16 protein-coding genes are annotated in these 18,812 nt (G+C 73.2%); 9 read left to right on the forward strand and 7 right to left on the reverse strand.

Annotated features, from left to right (window positions below):
* Nucleotides 1-114: 114 nt before the first annotated feature.
* On the reverse strand, nt 115-378 hold the full coding sequence (locus ACFW6A_RS36985; RefSeq protein ID WP_015033978.1) for a WhiB family transcriptional regulator: 264 nt from the start codon (nt 376-378) through the stop codon (nt 115-117).
* A 676-nt stretch (nt 379-1,054) separates the two neighbouring features.
* On the opposite strand from ACFW6A_RS36985, the gene ACFW6A_RS36990 reads away from it, so the two are divergent.
* The 3 genes from ACFW6A_RS36990 to ACFW6A_RS37000 are packed head-to-tail and all read left to right on the forward strand — an operon-like array spanning nt 1,055 to nt 3,846.
* Nucleotides 1,055-1,576, forward strand: coding sequence for a cysteine dioxygenase family protein (locus tag ACFW6A_RS36990; protein WP_351854339.1), 522 nt, complete (start codon nt 1,055-1,057; stop codon nt 1,574-1,576).
* 12 nt (nt 1,577-1,588) lie between these two features.
* Nucleotides 1,589-2,545, forward strand: coding sequence for a 2-phospho-L-lactate transferase (gene cofD / locus ACFW6A_RS36995; protein WP_386646156.1), 957 nt, complete (start codon nt 1,589-1,591; stop codon nt 2,543-2,545).
* Nucleotides 2,542-3,846: a coenzyme F420-0:L-glutamate ligase gene (locus ACFW6A_RS37000; RefSeq protein ID WP_386646159.1), complete on the forward strand. Its 1,305-nt coding sequence runs from the start codon at nt 2,542-2,544 to the stop codon at nt 3,844-3,846. Before cofD ends, ACFW6A_RS37000 begins: the two co-directional genes overlap by 4 nt.
* A gap of 36 nt (nt 3,847-3,882) precedes the next feature.
* On the opposite strand, the gene ACFW6A_RS37005 is transcribed toward ACFW6A_RS37000, so the two are convergent.
* From ACFW6A_RS37005 to ACFW6A_RS37015, 3 genes are all read right to left on the reverse strand, one after another.
* Nucleotides 3,883-4,830 (reverse strand): DNA-3-methyladenine glycosylase family protein, encoded by a 948-nt coding sequence (locus ACFW6A_RS37005; protein WP_386646162.1) that lies wholly within the window; start codon nt 4,828-4,830, stop codon nt 3,883-3,885.
* Nucleotides 4,831-4,932: 102 nt separating this feature from the next.
* Nucleotides 4,933-6,015, reverse strand: coding sequence for an NDP-sugar synthase (locus ACFW6A_RS37010; RefSeq protein ID WP_351854327.1), 1,083 nt, complete (start codon nt 6,013-6,015; stop codon nt 4,933-4,935).
* Nucleotides 6,016-6,118: 103 nt separating this feature from the next.
* A complete protein-coding gene (locus ACFW6A_RS37015; protein ID WP_386481520.1) occupies nt 6,119-7,552 on the reverse strand; it encodes a peptidoglycan recognition protein in 1,434 nt (477 codons plus the stop codon).
* Between the two features lie 136 nt (nt 7,553-7,688).
* Here ACFW6A_RS37015 and ACFW6A_RS37020 point away from each other — a divergent pair, with 136 nt between their 5' ends.
* The 4 genes from ACFW6A_RS37020 (at nt 7,689) to ACFW6A_RS37035 (ending at nt 13,793) form a co-directional block, all read left to right on the forward strand.
* Nucleotides 7,689-8,441, forward strand: coding sequence for a TIGR03089 family protein (locus ACFW6A_RS37020; protein ID WP_351854322.1), 753 nt, complete (start codon nt 7,689-7,691; stop codon nt 8,439-8,441).
* 242 nt (nt 8,442-8,683) lie between these two features.
* Nucleotides 8,684-9,961: an LCP family protein gene (locus ACFW6A_RS37025; protein ID WP_386646165.1), complete on the forward strand. Its 1,278-nt coding sequence runs from the start codon at nt 8,684-8,686 to the stop codon at nt 9,959-9,961.
* A gap of 248 nt (nt 9,962-10,209) precedes the next feature.
* Nucleotides 10,210-11,985, forward strand: a complete 1,776-nt coding sequence (locus tag ACFW6A_RS37030; protein WP_351854317.1) for an LCP family protein — start codon at nt 10,210-10,212, stop codon at nt 11,983-11,985.
* A gap of 50 nt (nt 11,986-12,035) precedes the next feature.
* The gene (locus ACFW6A_RS37035) at nt 12,036-13,793 is read left to right on the forward strand and encodes an LCP family protein (protein ID WP_351854314.1); all 1,758 of its coding nucleotides are present in this window, start codon (nt 12,036-12,038) and stop codon (nt 13,791-13,793) included.
* A 78-nt stretch (nt 13,794-13,871) separates the two neighbouring features.
* Here the strand turns inward: ACFW6A_RS37035 and ACFW6A_RS37040 are convergent, their stop codons facing one another.
* Entirely contained in the window at nt 13,872-14,912 is a 1,041-nt protein-coding gene (locus tag ACFW6A_RS37040) for a glycosyltransferase family 2 protein (protein ID WP_351857345.1), read from the reverse strand.
* A gap of 288 nt (nt 14,913-15,200) precedes the next feature.
* On the opposite strand from ACFW6A_RS37040, the gene ACFW6A_RS37045 reads away from it, so the two are divergent.
* On the forward strand, nt 15,201-16,580 hold the full coding sequence (locus ACFW6A_RS37045; RefSeq protein WP_386481536.1) for an LCP family protein: 1,380 nt from the start codon (nt 15,201-15,203) through the stop codon (nt 16,578-16,580).
* A 40-nt stretch (nt 16,581-16,620) separates the two neighbouring features.
* Here the strand turns inward: ACFW6A_RS37045 and ACFW6A_RS37050 are convergent, their stop codons facing one another.
* The gene (locus ACFW6A_RS37050) at nt 16,621-17,154 is read right to left on the reverse strand and encodes an acyl-CoA thioesterase (RefSeq protein WP_351857271.1); all 534 of its coding nucleotides are present in this window, start codon (nt 17,152-17,154) and stop codon (nt 16,621-16,623) included.
* A gap of 119 nt (nt 17,155-17,273) precedes the next feature.
* On the opposite strand from ACFW6A_RS37050, the gene ACFW6A_RS37055 reads away from it, so the two are divergent.
* Nucleotides 17,274-18,578 (forward strand): LCP family protein, encoded by a 1,305-nt coding sequence (locus ACFW6A_RS37055; protein ID WP_351857273.1) that lies wholly within the window; start codon nt 17,274-17,276, stop codon nt 18,576-18,578.
* Between the two features lie 51 nt (nt 18,579-18,629).
* Here the strand turns inward: ACFW6A_RS37055 and ACFW6A_RS37060 are convergent.
* On the reverse strand, nt 18,630-18,812 hold a 183-nt coding region (locus tag ACFW6A_RS37060), incomplete at its 5' end, for an acyl-CoA dehydrogenase family protein (RefSeq protein ID WP_351854426.1).

The following is an 18,812-nucleotide window of genomic DNA, read 5'->3' on the forward strand; positions in this document are numbered from 1 at the left end:
AGCGGGCGGCCGCGGCCGGGAACGGGAACGGTCCGCCGCTGCGTGATGCAGGGGCGGACCGTGGGGGTTTTCGGGAGGGTCTTCGGCGGGGGCGGTTTCCGGCCGCTCCGCGCGTCAGACCGCCGCCTTCTTGAGCCGGCGTCGCTCCCGCTCGGAGAGGCCGCCCCAGATGCCGAAGCGCTCGTCGTTCTGGAGCGCGTACTCCAGGCATTCGGAGCGGACTTCGCAGGCGAGGCAGACCTTCTTGGCCTCTCGGGTCGAGCCGCCCTTCTCGGGGAAGAAGGACTCGGGGTCGGTCTGGGCGCACAGCGCGCGCTCCTGCCAGCCGAGTTCCTCGTCCGCGTCCTCGACCAGCAGTTCCTGGAACAACTCGGTCATCTGCGCCCCTCGTCTGTCTGTGCGTCCCGTGATGTCGCCGTGATCGAAACGGCCGAACGACACGAGTGAAATTACAAGTTCGTGCTCTGTGCGAGTCAAGCCGAGATCTGCTATTGGGCCCGGTATTCACTCTGCGGAACCAAGCCTATGCGGAAAGTGTTCAAATCACCAAAAAACGTGACACATGCCATCGGCCGATCCCGCGGTGTCGTGCCTCCGTCCAGAAGGACGTGCGAGGCGTGGATCTTGTTGCGATCCGGCCGGGGAAGCGATCCGGATCACAGTCCGGTCACGGACGGTGTCCGCCGCGACCCACGCGCCCCGGCCCGACGTTGCGCCATCTTGCCTGGTCCGGGGCTGAACAAACCTTTCTCCGGGCACAGTAACCGGATGAGGTGAAACATTACCCCCAAATCGGGCATTGAGTTGACAGTCGGGTACCCCTCCCGCCACTTTGGTGGCATGCCAGCGACCGCAGCGCCCTCCGCGACCCACGCCCGTGGGTTCCGCCGCGCTGTCCAGGCGCGCTGTTGCTGTTGCTGTTCCAGCTGTTGATGCCATCGCGCTCCGGCTGCCTCTCCCAGCGTCACCCTGCGTCACCCGCGTCACCTCTCTGCCCTCCCGGCCGTGACCCCCTCACCGCATCTCCGTTTCTGCTGAGGAAAAACCCCCCGCCATGAACATGGACAGCGACCTCCAGATCGCCGGCGACCTCATGGAGGTCCCGCACCTGCTCCAGCCCGAGCGCGAGCACCCCGTCACCGTCGCCGAGTTCGCCGGCCTCGCCCGCGAGATCGCCGCCGACCCCGCCCAGTGGGCCCCGCACGTCGAGTACGACGCCACCACCCGCTGGTACCACCGCCTGCGCACCGGGCCCGGCTACGAGGTGTGGCTGCTCTCCTGGGTGCCCGGACAGGGCAGCGGCCTCCACGACCACGGCCGGTCCTCCGGCGTCCTCGCCGTCCTCCAGGGCGAGTTGACGGAGCGTACGGACCGGGGCGTGCGCGCCCTGCGGCCCGGCACCCAGCGGGTCTTCGCCCCCGGATACGTCCACGAGGTCTCCAACGACTCGCTGGAGCCGGTCGTCAGCCTCCACGTCTACTTCCCCGGCCTGACCGAGATGCCGATGCACGAGTCCATGCACGAGGCGCTCCAGGGCCAGTGCGCCCCGGACGCCGCACGCCCGGTGACCGCCTGACAGACTGCGTGCATGCGCATTGTGGTTCTGGCCGGCGGCATCGGTGGTGCCCGTTTCCTTCGCGGTCTCCAGCAGGCCGTCCCGGACGCGGAGATCACGGTCGTCGGCAACACCGGTGACGACATCCATCTCTTCGGGCTGAAGGTCTGCCCCGACCTGGACACGGTGATGTACACCCTCGGCGGTGGCATCCACGAGGAACAGGGCTGGGGCCGCGCGGACGAGACCTTCGCCGTCAAGGAGGAACTGGCCGCCTACGGGGTCGGGCCCGAGTGGTTCGGCCTCGGCGACCGGGACTTCGCCACCCACATCGTCCGCACCCAGATGCTCGGCGCCGGCTACCCGCTGAGCGCCGTCACCGAGGCGCTCTGCGCCCGCTGGCAGCCGGGCGTGCGGCTGCTGCCGATGTCCGACGACCGCGTCGAGACGCACGTGGCGATCGAGGTCGACGGCGAGCAGCGGGCCGTGCACTTCCAGGAGTACTGGGTGAAGCTGCGCGCCTCCGTCGACGCGAAGGCCGTCGTGGCGGTCGGCGCGGAGGCCGCGAAGCCCGCGCCGGGCGTCCTGGAGGCGATCGCCGCGGCCGACATCGTCCTCTTCCCGCCGTCCAACCCGGTCGTCAGCGTCGGCACCATCCTCTCCGTGCCCGGCATCCGCGAGGCGGTCGCCGCCGCCCCGGCGCCGGTCGTCGGCCTCTCCCCCATCGTCGGGGACGCCCCCGTGCGCGGCATGGCCGACAAGGTCCTCGCGGCGGTCGGCGTCGAGTCGACGGCGGCGGCCGTGGCCCTCCACTACGGCTCCGGCCTCCTCGACGGCTGGCTGGTGGACACCGTGGACGCGGGCTCCGTCGCCGGCGTCGAGGCCGCGGGGATCGCCTGCCGTGCCGTCCCGCTGATGATGACCGACGTGGACGCCACCGCCGACATGGCGCGGGCCGCGCTCGCGCTCGCCGAGGAGGTGCGCCGGTGACGGCGGCGCCCTCGTACCGGGTGTGGGGGCTGACCGGACTGCCCGAGGTGGCGCCCGGCGACGACCTGGCCAAGCTGATCGCGTCCGTCTCCCCCGGCCTGGAGGACGGGGACGTCCTGCTGGTCACCTCCAAGATCGTGAGCAAGGCGGAGGGGCGGATCGTCGCCGCCGACGACCGCGAGGAGGCCATCGACGCCGAGACCGTGCGGGTGGTGGCGCGGCGCGGCACCCTCCGCATCGTCGAGAACCGGCAGGGCCTCGTCATGGCCGCGGCCGGGGTCGACGCCTCCAACACCCCGGCCGGGACGGTGCTGTTGCTGCCGGAGGACCCGGACGGGTCGGCGCGGCGGATCCGGGCCGGGCTGCGCGAGGCGCTGGGCGTCGACGTCGGCGTCGTCGTCACCGACACCTTCGGGCGGCCCTGGCGCTCCGGGCTGACCGACGTGGCGATCGGCGCGGCCGGGGTGCGGGTCCTGGACGACCTGCGGGGCGCCACCGACTCCCACGGCAACGAGCTGAACGCCACCGTCGTCGCCACCGCCGACGAACTCGCCGCCGCCGGCGACCTGGTGAAGGGCAAGGCCACCGGCGTGCCCGTCGCCGTCGTGCGCGGCCTGCCGCACGTGGTGGGCGGGGACGAGGAGCCGGGGGCGCGGGCGCTGGTGCGCTCCGGCGCGGACGACATGTTCCGCCTCGGCACCTCGGAGGCCGTACGCGAGGCGGTGACGCTGCGGCGGACCGTACGGGAGTTCACCGACGACCCCGTCGACCCCGGGGCGGTGCGGCGCGCGGTCGCCGCGGCCGTCACCGCGCCCGCCCCGCACCACACCACCCCGTGGCGGTTCGTCCTCCTGGAGTCCCCGGAGTCGCGGCTGCGGCTGCTCGACGCGATGCGGGACGCGTGGATCGCGGACCTGCGGCGGGACGGCAGGTCCGAGGAGTCCGTCGCGAAGCGGCTGCGGCGCGGGGACGTGCTGCGCAACGCGCCCTACCTCGCCGTGCCCTGCCTCGTCATGGACGGCTCGCACCACTACGGCGACCCGCGCCGGGACGCCGCCGAGCGCGAGATGTTCGTCGTCGCGGCCGGCGCGGGCGTGCAGAACTTCCTCGTCGCGCTGGCCGGGGAGCGGCTGGGCTCGGCCTGGGTCTCCTCGACGATGTTCTGCCGGGACGTCGTACGGGACGTGCTCGGGCTGCCGGAGGACTGGGACCCGATGGGGGCGGTGGCCATCGGGCGCCCCGCGGGGGAGCCGGGGCGGCGGCCGGCGCGGCTCGCCTCGGACTTCGTCGAGGTGCGCTGACGCGGAGCCGCCGGCGCGTGCGGCCGCCCGCCTCCCTCAGAGGCGGGTGATGTCGTTCGGTGCCAGCCGGGGCGCCCGGCGGGGCGGGGTGCGGCCGCTGAGGAGGATCAGCCGGGCGGCCCGGTGGCGCTGGCCCGCGTAGGGGGCCAGGAGCTCCAGCATCGTCGCGTCGTCGGCGGTGCGGTCGCCCGCCAGGGCCCAGCCGACGATGCCCGGGAGGTGGAGGTCGCCCGTGGTGACCTCGTCGGGGGCGCCGTTGCTGCGCTGGATCGTCTCGGCGGAGGTCCAGGGGCCGATGCCGGGGATCAGCTCCAGGCGTCTGCGGGCCTCCGGGGGCGGCAGGTGCGCGGCCTCCTCCAGGCGGGGGGCCACGCGCGCGGCGCGGACGACGGTGGCGGCGCGCTTGCCGTCGACGTTCGCGCGGTGCCACTCCCAGGACGGGATCCTCGCCCAGGTGCGGGCGTCCGGCATCACGTGGAGGCCGTCGGGCACCGGGCCCGGGGCCGGTTCGCCGTACCGCCGGACCAGCCGGCGCCAGGAGCCGTACGCCTCCGTCGTCGTGACCTTCTGCTCCAGGACGGACGGGATCAGGGACTCCAGGACCAGGCCCGTGCGGGTGAGGCGGAGGCCGGGGCGGCGGCGGTGGGTCGCGAGGAGGAGCCGGTGGCGGGGGACGAAGGCGGCGGGGTCGTCCTCGGCGCCGAGGAGGGCCGGGAGGTGGGCGTCCAGCCAGGCCGCGCCCGGGCCGTACGTGTCCGCCGTCACCCCGTCGCCGGTGGCCCTGACGCGGAGTGTGCCCGGGCCCTCCGGGGTGCGGCTGGCGCGCCAGATCGAGCCGTCGTCCGTGACGCGGAAGGTGGGGTCGTGGGGGCCCCTGCGAAGGGGGCCGAGGACGAGGCCGAGGTCCGGCCGTTCCGGCGGCAGGCCGAGGTCGCCGCCGCGGAGGGTGGTGCGGGTGGGTTTCGGGGCGAAGCGGCCGGCCATGCGTACGAGCGTAGCCGGGGCGGGACGGCGGGACGGGCGGACGGGCGAGGGGGCGGTCTCCCGGACCGCCCCTCACGGGTCACCTGGCCGCCCCCTCGCGGGTCACTGGTCCGAGCTGAAGCGGACCGTGCCGGCGGGGAGGGTGGCGTCGCACCAGATGCGGATGCCGTCGCGGAGTTCGTTGTCGGGGCCCACGTGGGCCCCGTCGCCGATGACCGCGCCGGTGAGGACCGAGCGGGCTCCGATGCGGGCGCCCGCGCCGATGAGGGAGTCGGTGACGACCGCGCCCGGTTCCACCGTGGCGCCGGCCAGGAGGGTGGAGCCCGTGACGCGGGCGCCCTCGCCCACGGTCGCGTTCGCGCCGACCACCGTGCCGCCGGTCACCTTGGCGTCGGGGGCCACCCGGGCCGAGGGGAGGATCAGGCGGTCGCCGCAGCGGCCGGGGACGGCCGGGGAGGGGGCGCGGCCCAGGACCAGGTCGGCGGAGCCGCGGACGAAGGCCTGCGGGGTGCCGAGGTCCAGCCAGTACGTGGAGTCGACCATGCCCTGGAGGTGGGCGCCGGCGGCGAGGAGTTCGGGGAAGGTCTCGCGCTCGACGGAGACCGGGCGGCCGGTGGGGATCGAGTCGATGACCGAGCGGCGGAAGACGTACGCGCCGGCGTTGATCTGGTCGGTGACGATCTCCTCGGGGGTCTGCGGCTTCTCCAGGAAGGCCGTCACCCGGCCCGTGTCGTCGGTGGGGACCAGGCCGAAGGCCCGCGGGTCCTCGACTCGCGTGAGGTGGAGGGAGACGTCGGCGCCGGAGTCTGCGTGGGTGGCCACCAGGGCGCGGATGTCGAGGCCGGTGAGGATGTCCCCGTTGAAGATGAGGACCGGGTCGTCGGGGCCCGAGTGGAGGCGGGAGGCGACGTTGCGTATCGCGCCGCCGGTGCCGAGCGGTTCCTCCTCCGTCACGTACTCCAGGCTCAGGCCGAGGTCGGAGCCGTCGCCGAAGTGCGGCTCGAAGACCTCGGCGAGGTAGGAGGTGGCGAGCACGATGTGCTCGACGCCGGCGGCCTTGGCCCGGGCCAGCTGGTGCGTCAGGAAGGGGACGCCGGCCGCCGGGACCATGGGCTTGGGCGTGTTGACCGTGAGCGGTCGCAGCCGGGTGCCCTTGCCCCCGACCAGGAGGATCGCCTCTGTCACGTGTCGTCTCTGCTTCCTGCTTCGGGGCCGGTCAGCGCGCCCGTCTCGGTCGTCCGTGCGATATGACCGGTCAGTTTATGCAGATGGTTGCCTCCGTGCTCCCTCAACGCCGACCCTGGTACTTCGCCGAGGAGGCGCGGGCGGCTCCGAGCTTGCCGTAGAGGCGGACGCCGGGGCACTCCGTGGCGAAGCCGTCGCGGTGTCCGGCAATGGTGTGGAAGCGGACCTTGCGACCCTTCTTGTACAGGTTGCCGCCGCCGGAGACGAGGGTCTGGGTGCCCTTGGGGTCGATGCCGTGGAGCCCGAGTTTCCAGGCCGTGAGGCGGGCGACGGCGGTCACGACGGCGGCCGGCGGGGTGGTGCTGCTGAAGGTGCCGAGGACGGCGATGCCCATGCTGTTGGTGTTGAAGCCGAGGGTGTGCGCGCCGAGGACCGGCTTCGCCACTCCCCCGGCGCGGCCCTCGTAGATGTTCCCGCACTTGTCGACGGCGAAGTTGTAGCCGAAGTCACGCCAGCCGCTGCTCTTCACGTGGTAGCGGTAGATGCCGCGCAGCACGGAGGGGGCCTGGCCGCACGTGTAGTTGTTGCCGGTGGCGCTGTGGTGGACGAAGGCCGCCTTGATCGTCTTGGTGTAGACGAAGCCCTTCTCGCGGATCCTCTCGTCGGCGCCCCATCCCTTGCGGGTGATGATCCTGGGGCGGGGGCCGATGTACGGCTTCTTCGCCGCTTGCGCCTGCCCGGCGGCCGGCCGCGCCGGCTCGGCCGCCGCCGCGTGGACCGGGGCGGCCACCGCCTCGTCCCCCGCCGAGGCCGGGATCGCGGCCGAGCCGTACGGCGCCGGTCCGCTGTTCGCGCTGCCGGCGGCGGCCTCCGCGGCGGTCAGGGCGGCGGGCGGGGCCATCGCCCGGGTGCCGGGGGCCGGGGGCGGGGCCGGGTCCTCGCCCGGGTCGACGAGTTCGACGCGGAGCCCGGCCGGGAGCGGGGCCGTCCCCGCGCGGTCCGCCGCGGCGCCTTCCGGCGTGTCCCCCGCCGCGCCTTCCCGCGTGCCTTCCTCCGCGCGTACGCGGATCTCGACGCCGTCCGAGTCGCCGACCCAGAGCGGGGCGGTGGAGCCGCGGAGGGTGCCGGTGGCGCCCTCGGCCGACTCCGGGTCGGCGCCGTGCTCCTCGTTGTGGGTCTCGACGTCCTGCCACGGCGACCAGACGCCGTCGGCGGTGGCGCGGGTGCGGACCTGGACGATGCCGTGCAGCTCCGCCGCCGGGTCGTCCCAGACCACGCCGACGAGCGAGAAGGGCCTGACGTCCCGTCGGCCCAGGCCCCGCTCCCGTACGGCGCCGGGGTCGCCGAAGGAGCGCACGGAGGCGCCCAGCGGGCGCAGCGGCAGCGACTGGGTGGAGCCCGGCAGCTCGTCCTGGGCCGGTGGCAGGGCGTTCGCCGCCGGGCGCGCGGTGGCCGTCGCGGGGGCGACGAGGATGACCGGCAGGGCGAGCGCGGTCGCGCAGGCGACGGCGATCGAGGAGGCGAGTGAGGCACGCATGGGCCGATCGTGCGGAGCGGACGGGCGGGGCGCGCGGCGGGCGGCGGGCGGAACCGGCCGGCGCGTCGGGCCGACCGGAGGACACCGTCACCGGTTCGGCCCAGGGCGGCGCGCCGGCCCGCGTACCCTGTGCGGCGTGAACGCCAGCGACCGCACCCCCGCCGACCTGCTGCGATCCGCGCTCGCCGCGGACCCCGCCCGCCCTCTGGTCACCTACTACGACGACGCCACCGGTGAACGGGTGGAATTGTCCGTCGCCACCTTCGCCAATTGGGTGGCGAAGACGGCCAACCTCCTCCAGGGCGAGCTGTCCGCCGAGCCCGGCGACCGGCTCGCGCTGCTGCTGCCCGCGCACTGGCAGACCGCCGTCTGGCTGCTCGCCTGCTCCTCCGTCGGGGTGACGGCCGAACTGGGCGGCGATCCCGCGGACGCCGACCTGGTGGTGGCGGGGCCGGACGCGCTGGAGGCGGGCCTCGCCTGCTCCGGGGAGCGGATCGCGCTCTCCCTGGCGCCGCTGGGGCGCCGCTTCCCCGTCCCGCCCGCCGGGTACGCGGACTACGCGGTCGAGGTGCCGGGCCAGGGCGACCGCTTCGCGCCGTTCGCGCCGGTGGACGCGGACGCGCCGGCCCTCGTCGTCGACGGTACGGAACGCAGCGGCGCGCAGCTCGTCGAGCAGGCCCGGCTCGACGCCGCCCGGCTCGGGCTCGGCCCCGGCTCGCGGCTGCTGTCCGGGCTGCCGTACGAGGGCTGGGAGGGCCTGTCCGCGGGGCTGTACGCGCCGCTGGCCGCGGGCGGCTCCGTGGTGCTGTGCCGGCACGTGGACGCGCTGGCGCCGGAGTCCCTGGAGAAGCGGATCGAGAGCGAGCGGGTGACGGCCACGGCGCTCTGACGGCGGCCGGTCGGGGCCGGACGGGGCGGCCGGCGCGCGGCGTTCGCGCGTCCGTCGCGTCCGGTGCACCCGTTCGGCCGATCGACGCGCCGCGTACCCGCGACCGTACGGCGAGTCCGGTACATGATCGGCGCGGGGGGAGTCGTCTCCTCCGTACAACCCCGCGTCGGGCTCGGCCGTCTCCTTCTGCGAACGCCGGGCGCCCGACGCGCCCGAGACGCCCCGAAGGACGGACTGACGACGTGACGGACCGCGCTGGCACGCCCGCCGAACCGGACCCGGAACCGGAGCGGGAGACGGAGTCCGCCGCCGCCGAAGAGCCCGACGGCTCCGACGGCTCCGGGGACTCCGAGGACTCCGGGGAGGGATCCTCCGGCGCGCCCGCGAAGCCCCGGCGGCACTGGCTGCGGTGGACGGCGCTCGGCGTCTCGGTCGTACTGCTCGGCGCGGCCGGGACCGGCTGGTGGTTCTACCGGAAGCTCGACGACAACATCACCACGGACACCACCGCGGCGGACGAGCTGCGCCGGTACGAGAAGGAGCGCCCGACCGCCGTCGCGTCGGCCGCCCGGAACATCCTCCTGATCGGCTCGGACACCCGTTCCGGCGAGGGGAACCGCGAGTACGGCCGGGACAAGGGCACCCAGCGCTCGGACACGGTGATCCTGCTGCACCTGGCGGCCGACGAGTCGGGCGCGACGGCCGTGTCGATCCCCCGGGACCTCATGGTGACGATCCCGAGCTGCGCCCGGACCGAGGGGGGCGGCCGGACCCGGGAGCGGCTGGCGCAGTTCAACTGGTCGTTCGAGTGGGGCGGGACGGCGTGCACGATCCGCACCGTCGAGAAGCTGACCGGGATCCGGGTCGACCACCACATGGTGATCGACTTCCGGGGCTTCAAGAAGATGGTGGACGCGGTGGACGGGGTCGAGGTCTGCCTCAAGGAGCCGGTGGACGACGGCGACGCCAAGCTGAAGCTGCCGGCGGGCCGGCAGACGCTGGACGGCGAGCAGGCGCTGGGCTTCGTCCGGGCCCGGAAGTCGCTGGGGAACGGCAGCGACACCGAGCGGATGGACCGGCAGCAGATGTTCCTGGGCGCGCTGGTCAACAAGGTGCAGAGCGACGGGGTGCTGCTGAACCCGGCGAAGCTGTACCCCGTGCTCGACGCGGCGACGAAGTCCATCACCACGGACCCGGGGCTCGACTCGCTGCGGGACCTGTACGAGCTGGCGCGGACGATGCGGTCCATCCCGACGGAGAAGGTCCAGTTCCTGACGGTGCCGCGGCGCCCGTACACGTACAACGCGAACCGGGACGAACTGGTACAGCCCGCCGCGAGCGAGCTGTTCCGGCAACTCCGGGAGGACAGACCGGTCGTGGTGACCCCGGCGGAACCGGACGGGGGCGCGGACGCATCCTCCGACGGGAAGCCCGACGATCCCGACGACGCGGACACGCCCGTGCCGAGCTCGACGCCCACCTTCACGGGGCGGAACGCGGCCGAAGGGGTGTGCTCGTAGCGCCGCGGGGGGCGAACGGGTAAAGCGGGGCCCAAGGGGGGACGGGGGGCGATGTGGTTTGAGCAAAAATGCCCGGTTGTAAGGGGCGTGGAATTTGTCACGGACGTCGCCCCACGCTGAACTGGGCGGATAGTGTGACGCGATCCGGTGCACCCCGACCGTGTGGTCGCACTCAGCCAAGGATCGAACGACCGAGTGGCGCTCACAGGGGGAGGCGCCCCGCGTGGCACCGACGGAGGACAGGAACCGTGGACGCGCACAGCCGTGGACGGGCGGACGAGATCGACCCCGCCGACCAGTGGGTGCTCAACCCGCAGACCGGCAACTACGAACTGCGACTGGACCACTCCGCTGGGCAGTCGCCGGCCGGGGAAGCCCACTCCGGTAGCACCGGTTCCGGTACCACCGGTCCCCGTACCCGCTCCGCGGCCCGGCCAACCGCCCCGGCCGAGAATCCCGTCCCCGGCCAGCGGCGCCGCCGCCAGGCCGACCAGGACGGCCGGGAGGGCGCGGCGGGTCCGGCCCGCGGCGGCCGCGTGCCGCCGCAGAGCCGGCGCAAGCGCAAGCAGGGCACCGGCCGCAAGAAGAAGGTCCTGCTGTGGACCGGCGGCACGATGGCCTTCGTCCTCGTGGGCGGGGCGGTCGGCGTGTACGCCCTCTACAACAAGCTCAACAACAACATCGAGGTCGTCGAGGTCGTCGGCAAGAACAAGAACGCCGGCTTCCGCAAGGGCGAGGCGTTCAACATCGTCCTCATCGGCACCGACAAGCGGACCGGCGCGGGCAACTCGGGCTACGGCGACAAGAACAGCCCGGGCCACGCCGACACCACGATCCTCTTCCACGTCTCCAAGGACCGGACGAACGCCACCGCGCTCTCCATCCCGCGCGACCTGAAGACGAACATCCCCGAGTGCCAGACCAAGGTCGGCAACGAGATCAAGACGATCCCCGCCGAGACCGACGTCCGCTTCAACGTGAGCCTCGGGCAGAACGGCCGCGACCCCGGCTGCGTCATGCGCACCGTCGAGGAGCTGACCGGCGTCGAGGTCGACCACTTCATGATGGCCGACTTCAACGCGGTCAAGGAGATGACGACGGCCGTCGGCGGCGTGAAGGTCTGCGTCGAGAAGGCGGTCGACGACCCCAAGTCGCACCTGAAGCTGCCCGCGGGCGAGTCGGTCGTCCAGGGCGAGCAGGCCCTCGCCTTCGTCCGCACCCGGCACAGCTTCGGCAACGAGAGCGACCTCGACCGCATCAAGGTCCAGCAGCAGTTCCTCGGCTCGATGATCCGTCAGATGAAGTCCGACGACACGCTGACCGACCCGACCAAGCTGTACGACCTGGCGAACGCCGCCACCAACGCCCTCACCGTCGACGCGGGGATAGGGTCGCTCACCAAGCTCCAGGGCCTGGCCGGCGAGCTGTCCTCGGTCGACACCAAGAACATCGCGTTCGCGACGCTGCCGGTCATCGACAACCCCGCCGAGAAGATCAAGGCGACGGTCGTCCCGCACCCGACCAAGGCGCCGCAGCTCTTCGCGATGCTGCAGAACGACACCTCGCTCACCGAGGTGAAGAAGAAGGAGCAGGCCGCCAAGAGCGCCCAGGCGAAGGCCCAGGCGGCGCTCCTGGAGGGCGAGCGCGCCCCCTCCGCCGAGGTCCGCGTCGACGTCTACAACGGCAGCGGCGTGCAGGGCGGAGCCCAGGCGACCATCAACTGGCTCCAGAACGAGCAGGGCGTCCTGCGCTCGACCAACAAGAGCAACGCCCCCGAGAAGGCGGCGAAGACGACCCTGGAGTACGCGCCGAACCAGGCCGATCAGGCCCGCGCGCTCGCGGACATGATGGGCCTGCCGGCGACGGCACTGAAGAAGGGAACGGTCGACGCCGCGGAGCGCGAGCCCATGACGCTCGTCCTCGGCGCCGACTTCAAGGGCGCGGGGGTGCCCATCACCGGACCGGCAAAGGCGCCGAAGGATCTGGGAGAAGTAGCAGCGGACAAGCAGGTGTGCGCGAAGTGACCCGGAAACACCGGAGTGCTGCGCGCGCCTGACCGAAGAGGGGACCTGGGGTGGGACAGAACAGCGTGCGACGGGAGGGGACGCGGCCGAGCGTTCCGCACGCCCGAGAACGGGGCTGGGACGACGAGCTGCACGGCGCCGGTGAGGCCACCGGCGCCGGCGGCGGAGCGGACGCGTCCGTACCGGCTCCGGCCGGCCGCGCCGCGCGCCGGCGCGGGGCGGGCGGTTCCGGCGGCGGCGACGCGACGGGCGCCGCCGCGTCCGGCGCCGGCGGCCGCGCGGCCGCCCGCAAGCAGGCCAAGAAGGCCGGCAAGCGGAAGGTGCTGCGCTGGTCGGCGATCGCGGTGGCGGTGGTGGTGCTCGGAACGGCGGGCGCCGGCTACGCGTACTACGAGCACCTGAACAGCAACATCCGCAGCGGCGGCCGCGCCGGCGGCGAGAGCGGCGTGCACAAGGCGGCTCCGAACGCGCTGGGCGACACGCCGCTGAACATCCTGCTGATCGGCTCGGACGACCGCTCCTCCGAGGCGAACATCGCGCTGGGCGGCAGCCGCAAGGACAAGGACCGGCCGCCGCTCGCCGACGTCCAGATGCTGCTGCACGTCTCCGCCGACCGGCAGAACGCCTCGCTGATCTCCATACCCCGCGACACCGTCGTGAAGATCCCCGAGTGCAAGGGCGAGGACGGCACGGTCTACCCGGCCACCACCGACCGGCCCATCAACGAGACGCTCGCCCGGGGCGGCGCCGGATGCACGCTCACCACCTGGGAGACCCTCACCGGCGTCTACGTCGACCACTGGATGATGGTCGACTTCGCGGGCGTGGTCGCGATGGCGGACGAGGTCGGCGGCGTCCCCGTCTGCGTCAAGACCGGCGTGCACGACAAGTCGACCCCCACGGTCAGGGGCGGCTCCGGGCTGAAGCTGCCCAAGGGCACCACCGAGGTCAAGGGCGAGCAGGCCCTCCAGTGGCTGCGCACCCGGCACGCCTTCGGCAGCGACCAGAACCGGGCCAAGGCCCAGCACATGTACCTCAACGGCATGCTGAAGAAGCTCCAGTCGCAGAACGCCTGGACGGACACCGGCCGGCTGATGGGGCTCGCGGAGACCGGCACCAAGGCGCTGAAGGTCTCCGACGGCCTCAAGACCGTGGCCAAGCTCTTCGACCTCGGCATGCAGCTCAAGAACGTGAAGGTCGACCGGCTGTCGACGGTCACCATCCCGACGGACCCCTACCCGCAGAACCCGGACGCGTGGCTGAAGCCGAGGGGCAAGGACGCCGAGAAGATCTGGGGCATGCTCCGGGAGGACGTCGCCCTCGACAAGAACGGCGACAAGGCGCCCGCGAAGCCCAAGCCCGCGGACGCCAAGCCGAAGCCCACGGCCGCGGCGCCCGCCTCGTTCGCCGTCACCGTCGTCAACGGCACCCAGACGGACGACGAGCCCGCCGTCGAGGGCCGCGCCAAGGAGATCGCCGGCGCGCTGGCCGGGAAGGGCTTCACCCAGACCGGGACCTCCAAGGAGCCCAAGCCCAGCAAGGGCACCGTCGTGGCCTACCCGAAGGCCTCCGGCGACCAGGGCCGGGCGGACGCCGAGTCCGTGGCGACCGCGCTCGGGCTGCCGCTGTCCGCCGTCCGCGCGGACGGCGGGATCCAGGACATCACCCTGGTCGTGGGCGCGGACTGGCGCGAGGGCACCGCGTACGAGAAGAAGCAGGACAAGGCCGGCGACCTGCCGGAGGGCGCCAGCGACAAGGCGGAGTGCATGGACGTCTACTCGGTCTACAAGTGGGACGGGAAGAGCTGACCCGCTCCCCCGCGTGAACGGCGGCGGCCGGGCCCCTCACCACGAGGGGCCCGGCCGCCGCCGTTCGTACGAGCGGGCTCAGACCGTCCCGGTCCCGCCCCGCCCCACCGCCGGGCGGCGGCTCGCGACGACCTTCCGCGCGAGGGCCCCGGGGCTGGTCAGGAAGCCGAAGCCCCAGGCCATGTGCATGGTGGCCAGGGCCACCGGGATCCGTACGCGGGCCTGCGGGGCCAGGCCCCTGCCCGCGGGGACCGAGCCGACGGTGATCGCGGCGAGGTAGCCGGCCGGGACCAGGAGGCCGAGCGGGCTGACGGCGGCGCCGACGACCAGGCCCGCGGCGACGGCGCAGACGGCGGCCGGCGGGGCCAGGTAGCGGAGGTTGAGGGAGCCGGGGTGGTAGCGGGCCACGACGCGGCGCCAGCGGCCGTAGTCCTTGTACTGCTTGGCCAGGGCCCTCACCGAGGGGCGGGGGCGGTACCGGACGCGCAGCTCGGGCGAGAACCAGACCAGGCCGCCGGCCGCGCGGATGCGGAAGTTCAGCTCCCAGTCCTGGGCGCGGACGAACTCGACGTTGTAGCCGCCCTGCTGTTCCAGGGCCTCGCGGCGGAAGACGCCGAGGTAGACGGTCTCGGCGGGTCCGGCCCGGCCGCCGGTGTGGAAGGCGGCGTTGCCGACGCCGATCCTCGAGGTCATCGCGGCGGCGACCGCTTCCTCCCAGGCGTTCTCGCCCTCGGCCTGCATGACGCCGCCGACGTTCTGCGCGCCCGTCTCCGCCAGGAGGCGGACGGCGGTGGCGATGTAGTCCGGCGACAGCAGGCCGTGTCCGTCGACGCGGACGACGATCGGGTGGCGGGAGGCCGCGATCGCGGCGTTGAGGGCGGCGGGGGTGCGGCCGGTGGGGTTGGGCACGGTGCGGACCGTGGCGCGCGCGCCGGACGCGGTCTCCCGCACCAGCTCGGCGGCGATCTCGTCCGTGCGGTCCGTGGACGGGCCCAGCGCGATCACCACCTCCATCTCGCCGTCGTACTCCTGCTCCAGGATGTGGCGGACCGCGTCGCGCAGGTGCCGCTCCTCGTTGAGGACCGGCATGATCACGGATACGGGGGGCGTCGCGTTCATCGACCGGCCACGTTACCCCGAACGGGTGACAGCGGAGCGCGCCGCCGGGGCCGGTGACCCTACCGGCTCATCGTATGGGCCTACGGTGCTCACGGCCCCCTGTCCTCCGTCCCGGCTCCCGCCCGCCCCGTCTCCACCCGGTCACACCCGCGGAGGTGTCCGTCCGTGCCCACACCGCCCCGCACGCCCCGTCCGCCCCGCACGCCCGGCACGGGCGGCCGGCCGCCCGTGCCCCGGCGCGGCGGCCCGGCCCCGGTGCGGCGGCCCCGGCGGCGCCCCCGGTGGGGGATGCGGATGGCGACCGCCCTGTCCGTGGTGGTGCTGGCGGCCGGCGGGATCGGGCACGCCGTGGTCACCGGCCTGGACACCGGGATCACGCGGGTGGACCCCTTCAAGGACATGAAGAACCGGCCGCAGGCGGGCACCGGCATGAACGTGCTCGTCGTCGGCACCGACGGGCGCGACCGGATCACGGCCGAGGAGAAGGAGAAGTACCGGCTGGGCGGGGCGCCCTGCCACTGCACGGACACCGTGCTGCTGGTGCACATCTCGGAGGACCGGGAGCGGGCGAGCGTCGTCTCGCTGCCCCGGGACTCGTACGCCGAGCTGCCCGAGCACACCGACCAGAACAGCGGCGAGAAGCACCGGGCGCATCCCGTGAAGCTGAACGCCGCCTACGCGGAGGGCGGGCCCGCGCTGACCGTGCGGACGGTGGAGGCGATGACCCGGGTCAAGATCGACCACTACCTGGAGGTCGACTTCACCAGCTTCATGCGGACGGTGGACGCGGTCGGCGGGGTGCAGATCTGTACGACGAAGCCGGTCAAGGACGCGTACACGGGCCTGGAGCTGGCGGCGGGCACGCACGAGCTGGACGGCGGGCAGGCGCTCCAGTACGTGCGCTCCCGGCACATCGACGGGGCCGCGGACATCGGGCGGATGCAGCGGCAGCAGAAGTTCCTGGCGGCGCTGGTGGAGCGGCTGACCGGCGGCGGCGTGCTGTTCAACCCGGTGCGGTTCCGGGAGGTGGCGACGACCCTGCTCGGGTCGGTGCGGGCCGACGAGGGCTTCGGCACGGACCAGCTCCTGGCGCTGGCCAAGGCGATGCGGGGCTTCACGCCGGCCTCCTCGGAGTTCGTGTCCGTGCCGATCGGCGACATGGACTTCCCCGTGAAGGGGATCGGGTCGACGGTGAAGTGGGACGCGGAGAAGGCGCAGAAGCTGTTCGCCGCGCTGCGGGAGGACCGGGCGCTGGCCTCGCGGGCGGAGCCGGCCGCCGAACGGAAGGCGAAGGCCGTCGTCGTGGACGTGGCGCCGAAGACGATCCGGGTGCAGGTCTACAACGGGACGCGGATCGACGGGCTGGGGCGCAAGGTCGACGACGCGCTGCGCGGGACGGGCTTCGACACGACGCGGACGCCGATGACCGGGGCGGGCGGCGAGCGGGAGCGGACGGTGGTGGAGTACGACCCCCGGTGGGACCGGTCCGCGAAGTCCCTGGCCGCCGCCCTGCCGGGGGCCGAGCTGAAGGCGGTGCCGGGGCGGGGCGGGACGCTGCGGGTGACGGTGGGCGCGGATTACCGGGGCGTCACGGCGGTGCGGGCGGAGACGGCGGCGGAGCGCGGGCCGTTCGAGGCGGTGACCGGGGACCAGGTGGTGTGCCCGTAGCGCGGGGCGCCCGCCGCCGGCGGCCCCGCGCCGCGCGGGGTCAGTCGGTGTAGCCCTCGGCGGCCCTGCGCTCGCGCAGCTCCTTGATGGCCTGGCGGCGGGCCAGGCGGTGGGTGCGGCGGATCTGGGCCTCCTGGTAGCGGCGCTTGTCCTGCTCGGTCTCCGGGAGGACCGGCGGGACCGTGCGGGGCTTGCCGTCGGCGTCCACGGCGGCGAAGACGAGGTACGCGGAGCCGACCTGGGTGGCGGGGGTGGTGTCGTTCCAGCGCTCGGCCATGACGCGGACGCCGACCTCCATGGAGGAGCGTCCGGTCCAGTTCACCTGGGCCTTCACGTGGAGGAGGTCGCCGACGCGGACGGGCTCCAGGAAGACCATCTCGTCCATGGAGGCGGTGACCGCCGGGCCGCCGGAGTGGCGGCCGGCGACGGCGCCCGCCGCGTCGTCCACCAGCTTCATGATCACGCCGCCGTGCACGGTGCCGAGGAGGTTGGTGTCGTGGCTGGTCATGATGTGGCTGAGGGTGGTGCGGGAGGCCGAGGTGGGCTTGCCCGGGATGTGGCCCTGATCTGTCATGTCCTCCACCTTATGCCGGGTTTCGGCGCGGTCCGCTTTGCATCAGCTTCGCAACAGCACCGGTCCTATTTTCCACCCGCCCTGTCGCCCGGAAAGCGGAGACCGGCACACTGGTCCGCATGAATGAGTGGCCTGAGCAGCCCGAGGGCGCCCGCCCGATGCGGCACGTGCAGAGACGACCGCAGGGACAGCAGTCTCCGCAGTACCGGCAGGGGTACGAGCAGGGACAGGCGTACGACCAGGGCCAAGGTCAGGGGTACGACCAGGGTCAGGGCCAGGGGTACGACCAGGGCTACAACCCGAGCTTCACTCAGGCCCGGGCCACGGGGTACGACTCCGGGTACAGCAGCGGGCAGGTCTACGGCGGTCCGCAGGGCGGAGGCCACGGTTCCGGCGGTCCGGGGGGACCCTCCGGCCCGGGCGCCCGTCCCGCCGGTCCCGCGCCGGACTGGCGCAAGCGGATCAAGATCGGCTCCATCGTGCTGGTCGTCGGCGTCCTCGCGTGGGGCGTCGGCACCTACGCGTGGGCCAGTTCGCAGATGCGCAACGAGGTCGACCTCTCCAAGGTGATCGAGCGGCCGGCCGAGGGCGACTGCACGACGTACCTGATCGTCGGCTCCGACAGCCGCGAGGGCATGACGGCCGAGGACAAGAAGAAGCTGCACACCGGTTCCGCCGAGGGCAAGCGGACCGACTCGATGATGATCCTCGCGGCCTGCTCCAGCGGGAACACGATGATCTCGCTGCCCCGCGACTCCTGGGTGACGATCCCGAACTTCGTCGGCTCCGAGTCCGGCAAGGCGTACCCGGCGCGCGGCGGCTCCAAGCTGAACGCGGCCTACGCGATGGACGGGCCCGAGCTGCTGGTCCGTACGGTCGAGTTCAACACCGGGCTGCGGATCGACCACTACGCGGAGATCGGCTTCGCCGGCTTCGCGAACATCGTGGACGCGCTCGGCGGCGTCGAGCTGAACATCGAGAAGGGCTTCAAGGACAAGAAGTCGGGCGCCGACTTCCAGGCCGGCGAGCAGACCCTCAACGGCGAGCAGGCCCTCGCCTTCGTCCGCACCCGGTACGCCTTCGCCGAGTCGGACCTGGCGCGGACCAAGAACCAGCAGAAGTTCCTGTCCGCGCTCGCGAACCAGGCCGCGACCCCGGGCACGATCCTCAACCCCTTCGCGCTCTACCCGACCCTCGGCGCCGGCCTCGACACGCTGATCGTCGACAAGGACATGTCCCTGTGGGACCTGGGCCAGATGTTCTTCGCCATGAAGGGCATCAGCGGCGGCGACGGCAAGTCCATGAACATGCCGATCGCGGGCAGCGCCCCGCAGGGCTCCCTCAAGTGGGACATGCCCAAGGTGAAGCAGCTCGTGGAGCAGATCAAGAACGACGAGAAGGTCACCGTCGAGTCGAACCGCTGACCTTCCCCGCCCGTGGCCTCCCCCGGGAGGCCACGGGCGTCCCCGCGGGACCTACGGGAGGTTGCGGGCCATGACGATGCGCTGGATCTGGTTGGTGCCTTCGTAGATCTGGGTGATCTTGGCGTCGCGCATCATGCGCTCGACGGGGTAGTCGCGGGTGTAGCCGTAGCCGCCGAGGAGCTGGACGGCGTCGGTGGTGACCTCCATGGCGACGTCGGAGGCGAAGCACTTGGC

The sequence above is a fragment of the Streptomyces sp. NPDC058758 genome (assembly GCF_042746075.1).
GTDB lineage: Bacteria > Actinomycetota > Actinomycetes > Streptomycetales > Streptomycetaceae > Streptomyces.

Bases quoted from the DNA above. Each gene is read 5' to 3' on its own strand.
- ACFW6A_RS37045 (WP_386481536.1), top strand. From the start codon at position 15,201: ATGCGGATGGCGACCGCCCTGTCCGTGGTGGTGCTGGCGGCCGGCGGG.
- ACFW6A_RS36990 (WP_351854339.1), top strand. From the start codon at position 1,055: ATGAACATGGACAGCGACCTCCAGATCGCCGGCGACCTCATGGAGGTC.
- ACFW6A_RS37040 (WP_351857345.1), bottom strand. From the start codon at position 14,912: ATGAACGCGACGCCCCCCGTATCCGTGATCATGCCGGTCCTCAACGAG.
- ACFW6A_RS36985 (WP_015033978.1), bottom strand. From the start codon at position 378: ATGACCGAGTTGTTCCAGGAACTGCTGGTCGAGGACGCGGACGAGGAA.
- cofD (WP_386646156.1), top strand. From the start codon at position 1,589: ATGCGCATTGTGGTTCTGGCCGGCGGCATCGGTGGTGCCCGTTTCCTT.
- ACFW6A_RS37055 (WP_351857273.1), top strand. From the start codon at position 17,274: ATGAATGAGTGGCCTGAGCAGCCCGAGGGCGCCCGCCCGATGCGGCAC.
- ACFW6A_RS37015 (WP_386481520.1), bottom strand. From the start codon at position 7,552: ATGCGTGCCTCACTCGCCTCCTCGATCGCCGTCGCCTGCGCGACCGCG.
- ACFW6A_RS37005 (WP_386646162.1), bottom strand. From the start codon at position 4,830: ATGGCCGGCCGCTTCGCCCCGAAACCCACCCGCACCACCCTCCGCGGC.
- ACFW6A_RS37050 (WP_351857271.1), bottom strand. From the start codon at position 17,154: ATGACAGATCAGGGCCACATCCCGGGCAAGCCCACCTCGGCCTCCCGC.